The organism is Peribacillus sp. NPDC097198 (assembly GCF_044762055.1).
In the GTDB taxonomy this organism is placed as follows: Bacteria; Bacillota; Bacilli; order Bacillales; family DSM-1321; genus Peribacillus.
The window spans coordinates 451,882-463,574 of the sequence record NZ_JBIWDO010000003.1 but is presented as its reverse complement, the minus strand read 5'-3'; the positions used below and the strand labels follow the sequence as shown (position 1 = coordinate 463,574).

The 11,693-nt window shown below is 34.7% G+C and carries 11 protein-coding genes; 6 read left to right on the top strand and 5 right to left on the bottom strand.

Going from position 1 to position 11,693, the window contains the following annotated elements:
• Positions 1 to 301: 301 nt before the first annotated feature.
• On the bottom strand, positions 302 to 1,132 hold the full coding sequence (locus ACIQXQ_RS07700; protein ID WP_402872444.1) for a DUF2935 domain-containing protein: 831 nt from the start codon (positions 1,130 to 1,132) through the stop codon (positions 302 to 304).
• 294 nt (positions 1,133 to 1,426) lie between these two features.
• Positions 1,427 to 1,636, bottom strand: coding sequence for a hypothetical protein (locus ACIQXQ_RS07695; RefSeq protein WP_402872441.1), 210 nt, complete (start codon positions 1,634 to 1,636; stop codon positions 1,427 to 1,429).
• 441 nt (positions 1,637 to 2,077) lie between these two features.
• Between ACIQXQ_RS07695 and ACIQXQ_RS07690 the strand changes: the two genes are divergently transcribed.
• On the top strand, positions 2,078 to 2,395 hold the full coding sequence (locus tag ACIQXQ_RS07690) for an iron-sulfur cluster biosynthesis family protein (RefSeq protein ID WP_402956485.1): 318 nt from the start codon (positions 2,078 to 2,080) through the stop codon (positions 2,393 to 2,395).
• A 66-nt stretch (positions 2,396 to 2,461) separates the two neighbouring features.
• Here the strand turns inward: ACIQXQ_RS07690 and truA are convergent, their stop codons facing one another.
• Entirely contained in the window at positions 2,462 to 3,199 is a 738-nt protein-coding gene (truA, locus tag ACIQXQ_RS07685; protein ID WP_402956483.1) for a tRNA pseudouridine(38-40) synthase TruA, read from the bottom strand.
• Positions 3,200 to 3,974: 775 nt separating this feature from the next.
• Here truA and ACIQXQ_RS07680 point away from each other — a divergent pair.
• The gene (locus ACIQXQ_RS07680) at positions 3,975 to 4,937 is read left to right on the top strand and encodes a fumarylacetoacetate hydrolase family protein (RefSeq protein WP_402956481.1); all 963 of its coding nucleotides are present in this window, start codon (positions 3,975 to 3,977) and stop codon (positions 4,935 to 4,937) included.
• Positions 4,938 to 5,436: 499 nt separating this feature from the next.
• On the opposite strand, the gene ACIQXQ_RS07675 is transcribed toward ACIQXQ_RS07680, so the two are convergent.
• Entirely contained in the window at positions 5,437 to 6,321 is an 885-nt protein-coding gene (locus ACIQXQ_RS07675) for a LysR family transcriptional regulator (protein ID WP_402956479.1), read from the bottom strand.
• A gap of 142 nt (positions 6,322 to 6,463) precedes the next feature.
• Between ACIQXQ_RS07675 and ACIQXQ_RS07670 the strand changes: the two genes are divergently transcribed.
• The 4 genes from ACIQXQ_RS07670 to ACIQXQ_RS07655 all read left to right on the top strand — a co-directional run bounded on the left by ACIQXQ_RS07670 (position 6,464) and on the right by ACIQXQ_RS07655 (position 10,428).
• The gene (locus ACIQXQ_RS07670; RefSeq protein WP_402872331.1) at positions 6,464 to 7,201 is read left to right on the top strand and encodes an SDR family NAD(P)-dependent oxidoreductase; all 738 of its coding nucleotides are present in this window, start codon (positions 6,464 to 6,466) and stop codon (positions 7,199 to 7,201) included.
• A 55-nt stretch (positions 7,202 to 7,256) separates the two neighbouring features.
• Positions 7,257 to 8,540 (top strand): MFS transporter, encoded by a 1,284-nt coding sequence (locus ACIQXQ_RS07665; protein ID WP_402956477.1) that lies wholly within the window; start codon positions 7,257 to 7,259, stop codon positions 8,538 to 8,540.
• A 266-nt stretch (positions 8,541 to 8,806) separates the two neighbouring features.
• Complete coding sequence (locus ACIQXQ_RS07660) at positions 8,807 to 9,718, top strand: DMT family transporter (RefSeq protein ID WP_402956475.1); 912 nt, start codon at positions 8,807 to 8,809, stop codon at positions 9,716 to 9,718.
• Positions 9,719 to 10,149: 431 nt separating this feature from the next.
• Positions 10,150 to 10,428, top strand: coding sequence for an RNA polymerase sigma factor (locus ACIQXQ_RS07655; protein WP_402876092.1), 279 nt, complete (start codon positions 10,150 to 10,152; stop codon positions 10,426 to 10,428).
• A 501-nt stretch (positions 10,429 to 10,929) separates the two neighbouring features.
• Here the strand turns inward: ACIQXQ_RS07655 and ACIQXQ_RS07650 are convergent.
• Positions 10,930 to 11,673, bottom strand: a complete 744-nt coding sequence (locus tag ACIQXQ_RS07650) for an SDR family NAD(P)-dependent oxidoreductase (RefSeq protein ID WP_402876091.1) — start codon at positions 11,671 to 11,673, stop codon at positions 10,930 to 10,932.
• Between the last annotated feature and the right edge of the window lie 20 nt (positions 11,674 to 11,693).

The following is an 11,693-nucleotide window of genomic DNA, read 5'->3' as shown; positions in this document are numbered from 1 at the left end:
CTTCATTTTACTAAAAAGGGCGATTTTTTTGTGCATAAATTTCATAAAAAAAGGGTTGCCCTAAAAGTCATTTTCCTGACTTTTGGGACAGCCCCATCCCTTTTTAATATGAAGCCCTAGCCCTACGTGTCAAACTAATTTTATTTTAAATTAATTGGATTTAAGATTTTTGCTTTTTGATTTAGATAATTCAAAGATGGTTCCGTTAGTTAACATACTGTATTATTAATAATCAATGTTTGATCCAGCGCATTGACCTGTAACACTATAGCACTTGCTTCATCAATCTTTTCGCAGTTAATTACTTTGTAAGATGAGCTTCGAACATGTCAATAATTTCAAGAAATCTTTCAGCTTCACGGAAAACATGGTCTGCTAATAAAGGATGGATAATGCTCTTAATTTTACATTCCTCAATTAGATCCCGAGCTGTTTTCTTGAAATCTCGAAGCGAAACTACAGATACCCTATTCTGATCAAGAAACTGATCTAAAAGAGGACCGGTCTTTGATTGTGGTTTCATAGACTCTAAGTCTGTAGCCTGAAACAACAATTGATCAAAATCATTGCTAAACTCCCTTGCCATATCCACAAGCTTTCTTTCCGATGGATCAAGGAGATGTCCAATGAATTTGGCATGATCGGCCATAATTCTTAAGAAAAAAACATTCTCTTTGATTATTGCATCAGGAAGTGGTTTCAACTTCCCTTCATTTAATTCAATTAACCGTTTTCTAAAATAATTTGCTTCTCGACTTGTATGGTCCACTAAAAGCGGGAAATTGTTTGCTCCTGGTAATTGACCGGTTAGTATCAGTCCTAACACTTTCCTCTTAAAGGCAAATATACCTGTCGCAGCCTGTTGAACTTCCGAATTAAACCTTTTAATTTGTTCTGGATCGGTTTGATTTGTAAAAGAATGTGATTGTTGCTCAACTTTTTCAAACAATTGATAATACTGATTTGCTTCTTCAATTAACTGTGTATCGTCACATCTAAAACCCAATCTAAGAAATAAAGAGTGTTCCTTCATAATTCTAGACCAAAAGCGAATTTCATCTAAAGACCGTGCAACAAACATTCCTGTAGCTGTTCCCATATTTGAACCTTGTGAGTTTTCATTCCAATTCATACTATGCCCCCAATATCATGCATAAATAAAATACCTTTAATATTGTATTAGCAAGTGTTCATAAAAATACTGCCAGCCTGGATAAAATATATGATTGTACATTCAAAAGGCCTCGAATTGGCAGCCCTATAATGGCCTGAATTCTACAAGATTTCGAATGAGAGGCTTGTATGTTCAACAGTCATAATTAATAAAAAAAGTCGCTCAACTACTGATTTCTCAGCATGTTGAACGACTTTTCCGATTTGGTTACGGCAGGATTTGAATATTCCTTAGTGATTTATTCCCTAAAATTCAACGTGAAGGTTTAGGTGCTGAACAATCTGAACAACTTCTCTGATTGCTCCCTTTAAATTTAGTGAAAGATTTTTCAAAGATATTTCCGCATGAACATTTAAACTGTAGTTTTTGAGAGTACCCAAGATATTCAGTAGAAAGTAATTCACTATCGGAATTCTTCGTGACATAGTCACGGATATTTTCAATAGTCCATTTTTTATTCATATTAACACACCTCCGATAGTGTTTCCGAATTAAACAAAGGAAGAAGTTTCGGATAATTCCCTTTCAATATAGGTAAAAGGCTACCCAATCTACTTGAGTACCCTATTATAGCATTACTTTTATCATATAACACATAGCTCTTTCATATTTTAAAGTATATGAACCCCTTTCATTCTGAAGGTAGAAGGCTAACATCCTCCAAAGAGTAGAATTGTCAGCCTCTACTATTTTGCCACTTACTCTTTAGCCCTTTTTTTAATGGGTAACTAGGGGGATTTTATCTAGGCAGCTTTTACATAAGATATCTCTTCATTTAACATTTAATGGACACATTAGTTTATAAACAATTGGGTATATGAATGAATAGAATGTTTAACCAGTCGTTTATAATTTTCTTTGTATTGATATTCATGATAAATAATTTTTATGGAGTGTTGTTAAATGCATATTGAGCTTAAAAAGGAAGCAGTAGAACAATTAAGAAAAGTGGATTATAAAGAGAACGAAGGTATACGAATCGAAGCCATCTACCTTGGAAGCTGTTCTATTTATGTGGAACACGAACTGAAAATTGATAATCAAACAGAAGAAGATGAGAAATTCATAATCGATGGAGTGCCTATATTAATATCAAGTGAATCCAAAAAGCACTTACCGAATAAAGTATTTCTTAGCTACAGTGATAGTCTTGGATATAAATTATATTCAGACGAAGAAACTTTGAGATATAATCTCCAGTTGAAGAGAGTAAATGAATAAATAACTCAAAAAAACCAACTTCAATTTCAGTTGGTTTTTTGAGTTTAACCTTGTCGCTGGTCTGTTTTAAAACTCGACCGTTTCCAAATACAACCCAGCTGGGTCTGCCATACGACCCGTTTGGATTCTTTCTTTCGACTCGATGATACTTGGGATATTTTTAGCATCTATTTCATTCAATCCGACTTCTATTAAGGTCCCGACAATCTTTCTAACCATATTATAAAGGAAACCGTTACCTCGCACTCTAATTTCGATGAAGCCCGCTACTTCTTCTATATCAATAGAATATATTTCACGAACCATGGATTTCTTCTTTGACTTTGCATTTGAATAGGCCGTAAAATCGTGACTGCCTATAAAGTATTGACTACCTTCTATCATGCTTGGTATATTGAGGTTTTCCTCAACATGCATACTGTACTTTCGCATGAATGGATTTGTATATGGTTCGTTCCAGATCTTATACAAATAGGTCTTATCCTTCACATTATAACGGGCATGAAAACGTTCAGGAACCAATGTAACTTCCACAATACTGATATCTCGTGGTAAATACCTATTCAAATAATTCATGACTTCAGTTTCAGTCATATTCAAACTCATCTTAAAATTGGCTATTTGAGAAATCGCGTGTACACCCGAATCGGTTCTACTACACCCAATGATTTCAATGGGTTCTCCTACCATTTCCGTTAATACACTTTCTATTTTTCCCTGAATCGTATTTTCACTATCGCCAAGTCGTTGCCAACCCTGATAGCGTCCACCATCATATTGAATGGTCAATTTGTAGTTATTCATTACTTCCTCCTACTATTATTACTAATAGAGTATATCCAAAGAAAAATCCAGACAAACTAGTTCTCACGTAACCCTTGATGAGGGATTGAATGATTCTTTCAGTATTAGTAACACTGGTAATTATTATGTGTTTGTCCTCAAGTCACAAAATAGGAAATTCCGATTTACATATCCGGTTTCGGAATTACTCTTACAATCTTTAATACATGGTCTATGTAAAGATATACAAACTTCATATTATCCATTATAAGCCTGGCAACCAAGCTGAGTACTTCATCATAGTGTACCAAAGCGGCAAACATCGTGCAAAGAAACAAAATATTCAAACAAAAAAACATGAATATACCTATCTGGATAAAAAAGAAGAAGTAACTGTGCTTACTCTCACTATAGAAATGATTTAGGTGTTAGATATGCATCCAAGTTTACATACTTATGGAGCGAGTTAAAAGGCTAATGGATATTTCATTTAGTCCAGAAATTTCCTTATCAAAAACAAATTAGATCAATCCGGGGTCTCGCAGATTTATTTTTCAAATTATCTACTCTGAAAATACTTAATCAATTATTGGTATACAGGAGCCTCTAAATATGAAGACCTGATTGAGCTGATTTTTCCGTGAATGTTAAATATTACTTTGTATTTGAAAAACATGTCAAGACCAAACTTCATTTTTAAATTTAATTTCACTCTAGATTTCAATAAATCTTATTCTAGTACCATGTAAAGCTTAACCATTACAATAAGTGTAATAACTTTAAGGAGGATATTAATATGGGCATAAAATTATTACGTTTTGAATATGAATCTCAAGTACATTGGGGTGTTTTAGAAGAAGCCATTCGAATCATTGAACATGAGGCCGAATCATTAAACAAATTATTAACTAACGGGTATGAAGCCATTCAACATGCAAAAACAAATGGAAAAATCGTTACTAATGAAGAAATCACTTTACTTTCACCAGTCACTGAAGATGCTAATATCTTTTGTCAAGGAACCAACTACAGCGTACACCGCGAAGAAGCTGGTTTTACAAAACAAAAGCCTCCGTACAATTTACTGTTCACAAAAGCGTCTAGCACATTAACATCCGCAACGGCTGATATACTCTGTCCTGCACATGTGAAATTATTGGACTATGAGATTGAGCTTGGTCTGATCATAAATAAAGACATCACAGAACAAACCACGATTACAGGGGATAATCTGAAAGACTACATTGCTGGCCTTGTTATCGCCAATGATATGTCTGCACGAGACGTGCAAATTGTAGAACAACAATGGTTCAAAGGAAAAAGCTATCGAGGTTTTTGTCCAGTAGGGCCGTACATTTATTTATTAGAAGAAGATGAGATTCAATACCTAGATCAACTTGTTCTTCTCTTAGAAGTAAACGGGGAAACCCGCCAACATGTAATAACGGATCAATTACTTTTCAAACCAACAGAAACATTAAGTGAAATGTCCGAAATCTTCAATTTGAAAACAGGAGACCTCGTGCTTACAGGAACGCCCGGTGGTGTATGCTTACGTCTAAATGCTGATATCATCCAATATATTTCTGATAATGCAATCCCTCATGAAGAGAAAATCTCTTATTTTATCGATACGCAAAAAGACAATGGATACTTGCAAGATGGCGATGTTTTACGTCTTTCCATCAAAAGCACAGACAATGTAATGGACTTAGGCATGCAAGAAAATAAAATTTCACATGCAATACCTGTAAAATAAAGGGCTGTTTCTACGATTCCAGTTTTCTGGCTAGATTAATATTTCCATGTGTGAATTTACCTGCCAACCTATTCCTACCATGAAGATTGTTGGCTAGGATAAAGGTAACGAAAGTTTGCTATCAGTTGAAAAATGGACAATGGATAGATCAAATAAGTATTGGCCACTTTAAAATTCGTTTAATCTATAAAATTTGAAAACGGTTTCCTTTTAAATTCAATTACTTTCTACTTTATAATGGAAACTGTACACTATTGAAAAACCAAAAATTGAGGTAAAAATGAAGACTAGGTTCGGTTCCTAGACGTATCTAGTCTTCTCTTTTCTCTCTGACATTCAAGAATCGCTATTAACATTTCCATATTTTTAATAGGATTTTACTACTTAAATTCTTCTACTAAACCCACTTCAACACTTCAATATATATTGATATTCCATCTAAATCCCTATCTCGCCGAATCTTCATTACGAATAATTCCCCATTTAAAACTAATCTCATTTAATCTTTTTTATATTCTTGAAAATAGCGATGACAGTGGGCAATGAAAGCCTCTGAAATTTTTGTAGGATATAAATATCGATGCTTTAATAAGCCGATGGTACGGGTAAACTTCTTATTTTCAATTTTTAAGTGCTTAAGTTTACTTTCATATAAATTAACAGCTGTTTCAGGTGTAAAGGCTGCACCATGTCCATTTTTCACAAGCTGTAAAATGGTTGTTGCTTCTTCCACTTCAACTTGATAAGTCGGTGTATATCCTATTGATTTACAAAATCTGTCGGTAAATTGACGAAAGGTGTACTTATTGGTTAAACCGATAAAAGGTAGTTCGTCAAATTCCAACAAATTAATTGTTCCTTCTTTCTTCTCTTTATATGATTTTGGTACAGTTAGAAAAATTTCCTCTTCAAATAATGGGACCCATTCTACATTTGGATGTTCAATTTGCTCAGTGGTAATACATACATCATATTTTCCATTTTCCGTGAATTGTTGTAAATTTTCTTTTGATAACGGTACTTGTTGATATTTAACATTGGAATAATTATTGAAAAACTGATCTAAGATATTCGTGAAAGTATATGGTAATGTCGTCACAATCGACAAGTTCCCACTTCCCTCGCCTCGTCTTTCCTCTAATCCACGCTCTAAATGATGTACCTCAGAGAAAACGCGCTCCGCACGTTTGAATAAAAACCTTCCATTTTCATTTAATGAAATGCGCTTGCCACTACGGAAAAACAAATCCATCCCTAACTCTGCTTCAAGATTAGTGATCGCCTTACTTAACGCTGGTTGCGAAATCGATAGTTCTTTAGCTGCAAGTGACACGTTTTCTAATTGTGCGGTTGTATAAAAATATCGTAACTTTACTAGGTCCATAATTTTCCTCCTACCCTTAATAACCTGAAGTTATAAGTAAATAGTTAATTGGTATTTTTCATTATATCAAAATACGTTTAAAATGTAATTGTCACTGATATATGAACAAATTGTGAACAAAAAATATATGGGGGTTTTCAATATGAGATTAAAAGACAAAGTAGCGATCATTACAGGAGCAGCATCCGGTATGGGGCAAGGAGAAGCTATCCGTTTTGCAAAAGAAGGCGCAAAAGTAGTTGTAGCTGACTTGAATTTAGAAGGGGCAAAAGCTGTTGCTGAAGAAATTAAAGCGTTTGGCGGAGAAGCTATCGCTGTATCTGTGAACGTTATGAAAACCGAGGATATCCAAAATTGTGTCAAAGTAACAGAAGACACTTTCGGTCCAGTTGATGTCTTAGTAAATAATGCAGGTGTATTTGATAAATATGCTAAATCATTAGATACGACATTAGATCAATGGAACTTCTTCTTAAATATTAACTTAACAAGTGTATTCGAATTCTCGAATGCTGTTTTACCTAGCATGATTGAGCGTGGTACTGGTTCCATCGTAAATATTGCTTCTGTTGCTGGTTTGGTTGCAGGTAAAGGTGGAGCTGCTTATACCGCTACTAAGCATGGAGTAATTGGGTATACCAAGCATTTATCTTCTGAATATGCACGCCATGGTATTAAAATTAACGCTATTTGCCCAGGAACCATCGAAACACCTTTAGTTAAGGATGTTTTAGCTGGAATTCCTAAGGATTTAGTACCGACTCGTACATTTGGCCAAGTAGAAGAAGTAGCTGATTTAGCTGTATTTTTAGCATCAGATGAAGCGAAATTCATAAGTGGTGCCGCTGTACCAATCGATGGCGGATTTACCATTCAATAAATATACAAATTTTTAACTGCTTAATTTATAAAATAATACAAAGTGGAGAAGCAACGTGCTTGTTTCTCCACTTTTACGAGGTGACATCATGAAAAAACAAGGGAAAATCCACTATGCTTGGTGGATTATGGTGGCAAGTGCTGCAATTTACGCCGCAAGTGTCGGAATTATCGTAAGCTGTGCAGGTTTACTATACCGTGCAGTAGCAGAAGATCTTCAAGTTGGGGTTTCTGAAATTAGCTTGTATACATCGCTAATGTATTTAACTGTCACCATTTTACTACCATTTGCAGGAAAGATATTGAACAAGTTTGACATCCGCTATATTTTGACGATTGCTGGTATTATAAATGCGCTAGCATTTGGATTAATGGGTACCTATCATTCTGTCTTCCCTTTCTATATTTCAGGGATTGCATTAGGAATTGGTAGTACATTCTTAATTTACGGGTCCATTCCTTTAATCATGAATAACTGGTTTAAAGCAAAAGTTGGTACCTCTTTAGGTTTTGCTATGGCATTCATGGGGGTTGGCGGTGCGGTCTTCGCTCAAATCACCGGTGCCTTGATTGAATCGATTGGCTGGCGCTCCACATATATGACATTAGGTGTTATTGTAGCCATTCTTATTTTACCATTCTCTCTATTCGTTATTCGTTCAAAACCAGAACAACTAAATATGACTGCTTATGGTGCCGATGAAGTCGACACCGATACTACTAATACGCAACAAAAACCTGAATCAGGTGTCTTGAAAGGTGTTGCAATGAAATCCCAAGCATTCTATTTGGTTGTTTTATTCACAGGGCTTTTCGGACTGGCTTCAACCGTTAGCTTCCATGTACCAAACTTTGTACAATCCGTAGGCTTTAGTGCTACAATGGCTGCTACAGGTGTAACTTGTGTAACGATTGGTCAAACAGGTGGTAAATTCCTGCTTGGTGCCATAAACGATAAAATGGGAATTAAAGTAGCTCTATTTGTTGGTATTGGCGGGGGTATGCTAGGTGTTGTCGCACTACTTATTTCTGATTCATTCGGAATTGGTATGCTATATACTGGTGCCTTACTATTTGGTATAGGATTCTCAGGGTCTACCTTACTTCCTCCAGTCGTGATTCGCGAAGTATTCGGCGGGCGAGACTACGCATCCATTTATACAACGATCATGTCAGCCTCTACATTAGGTGTGGCATTCGGTACAACATTATTCAGTTACATTTTTGATTCAACAGGTTCTTACTATACTGTATTCATTATTGTTATTGTCCTCTTTATCATTACGATTTCTTCAAGTTTAATTTCTTTAAAATGGAAGAAAAAATTAAATTTTAACTAATGAAAAAGCCTACAAGATCCTATGAGATCTTGTAGGCTTTTTTATAGCCACTCTTCAAACTGAAGAATCATTTCATCTACACCCAAACTAATACGATGTGAAGTATAGGGACTAACATCCATTTCAAAGTAGTCACTACAAATTATTGGCATAAATAATTTACTCATGCTCAGTTTTTAAAAACTATCTCTTTTAGTTTTGGTATTTTCTTGAAAAAGGTAGTATAATAGGTCAATTGTTGAATAAGTTTGAAAGGTTGTTTTTGTATGAGCTATTTTAAAACTTACATGTTGCTTATTGGAATCATGATTATTTGGGGTTTCAACGTTTCTGTTATAAAAATTTTAGTTGAACACATTCAACCTGTGACCATAACTTCTCTAAGAATTTTTACGGCTTCTTTGATAGTCTTTTTAATTTTGGGAATGCTTGGCCTCATTCGTCTTCCAAAAAAATCTGAACTTTTTTACATTTTTGGGGGAGCCCTTTTGAGCGTAGTCTTTCACCATTATTTTTTAGCAGAAGGGTTAACAAAAACTTCAGCTACGAATACTGGATTGATTTTGGGGATGGGACCTTTATTGACAGCCATCTTTTCTATGGTGATTTTTCGCAAAAAACTTACATTCATTCGAGTTCTTGGGTTTATTTGTGGGGCTCTTGGCGTGAGTGTTACCGTTTTGGCCGGAAGTGGAAGCATCCATTCTATTAATCTAGGAGATTTTGATATTTTACTCTCCATTCTTTCACAAGCGCTAAGTTTTATCCTGATTTATAAAGCTTCGAAAACGATGGACCCGCGGCTATTAACGGGTTACATGATGCTAATTGGATCATTTATTTTATTTGCCATAAGTCTTTGGAAGGAACCACATGGTTTAGCTTCAATCTCATCTGCTTCGTTTTCTATCTGGGTAGCTTTCTTTTTCTCAGCTATTTTTGCTACAGGAATAGGTCATATGACTTATAATTATATCATTGGAAAGGTTGGAGCCGCAGAATCCTCTATCTTCTTAAACTTCAACACCTTTTTTTCATTAGTCGGTGCGGCTATTCTATTGAACGAAGCAATCGTTCCAGCACATTTTTTTGGTCTTATCTTCATTGTTTCAGGAGTATTACTTGGATCGGGAGCAATAGAACTATTGTTGCTTCGTCGAAAAAATAAAGCTATGTAGTTTCTAGCTACTATTCATAAATTTGATTGCTGTCTCATATTCGACCCTAAATTGGAGTGTACATCACTTGTTTGTCTGGTAAAAAAAGAATTAAATCATAGGTAAAAAAAGAAAAGATTATTCCACCTAGTCGTTCCGCAGCAATCTTTTAGAAAAGGTAAACGTACATAACTATTCCTTTATAATTTCTCCTTTCAAACTGTCTGTACTAGTTTAATCTTTTTTTAATCCCTAAAAAATGAAATGAAACTTAATTATAACTAAGAAAAAGCCTACATGACTCTATGAGATCATGTAGGCTTTTTAGCTGCAAATATCATAAATTCTACAACCTTGTTCTATATAAAGTTCTGCTTCTCATGATTTCAAGTTTTCCTTCAGTAAAAACAGGGTACATATTACCTATAGCAACACAGAAATGAGGTGTAATATTGGATACGAAAAATGAAATTGTTACTCATATATTAGATAAAGATACCGAGTATTTTAGTAAGTTATACTCTAATCATGAAGAAATGCTAAAGAGTATTGCCTTAAAATTAACTGGATCTAAGATCTATTCAGAAAACTTAATTTCAGAAGTTTTTAAAGAGTTATGGGACTCTCCTCAATACTTTAAGGATTCTAACGACACGAAGATATCTACCTTTCTCATGAAAAGGATCGTTTATAATCATGTATATTATAAACGTTATCTTAAAAAAGATTAATAATCATACAAACCTTACTATTAAATCGTCTCCTCTACTTCACCATATTCTCTTCCATCCAGGAATTAAAATTGATTCTATGTTAAAAAAGGAACTTGAACTTATAGTCATAAGAAATACAGAACTTTTTCCGTAATAAACTAGATGAATGAGATTTCGAAGATTTCCCAAGAATTAATTTTTCATCATCTATCTAGAAAACATAATTGTGTAATATAACATTTCACATAGAAATTAACCCATCATACACGACATTTAATTTGAAGGTAAAAGGGTTCGGAAGTATTTAATTCCGAGCCCTTTTGAATTTTTATTAAAATCTGTCGTGATAATTTGTTTGTCATCATATATTCTTTTCTCTAACTCGACAAGCTACATGCCATTTTTAGATCTATAATCATAAGAAAGCACAATCCCACTACAGAATTGCGCCAATAATAGTAATAATTAGTAAAATATAAAGACTGCATTTGAAAATTTCCTCATAACCATTCCCTCTTTTTATAGGTCAGAGATCATTCCGCCATCTACTACGAATTGACTTCCAGTCGAATAGCTAGAATCATCGGATGCAAGGTACATAACTAAATTAGAAACTTCCTTTACTTCTGCTCTTCTTCTTAGGGGAATATCTTGTTCAAGTTGCTTTAGATATTCTTCAACATCTGGTTGGTCAGCCATAGGTGTTTTGATGATTCCAGGATGTACGGAATTCACACGGATATTATAGGGTCCAAGCTCTGCAGCAGCCCCTTTTGTCATACCGGTGACAGCATGTTTAGAAGCACTATAAGCAATGGCCGTTGGCGCACTTACTAAACCATCTACTGATGAAATGTTAACAATTGAACCTACGCCAGCTTTTTTCATAGAAGGAAGTACTTTTTGCATTCCCAAGAATACTCCCAGTTCATCTACTTTAAATGTTAATTCGAAGTCTTTTACGGTTAATTCTTCTAAAGTTTTGAAAATACCAATGCCTGCGTTGTTTACTAAAACATTGATTGGACCAAATGTTTCTTCTGTTTTTCCTACCACTTCTACCCAGTTCTCTTCACTAGCAACATCTAATTTAAGAGCGATTGTATTTTCTCCCAATTCATTGGCTAGTTTTTGTACACCTTCAAAGTTTAGATCCGTAATTGCTACTTTTGCGCCTTCTTCCACGAATTTGCGAACATGCATGGCACCCATCCCTTGTGCTGCCCCTGTAATGATAGCTACTTTACCATCCAATTTACCCATGATATTCCTCCAATGTAAAA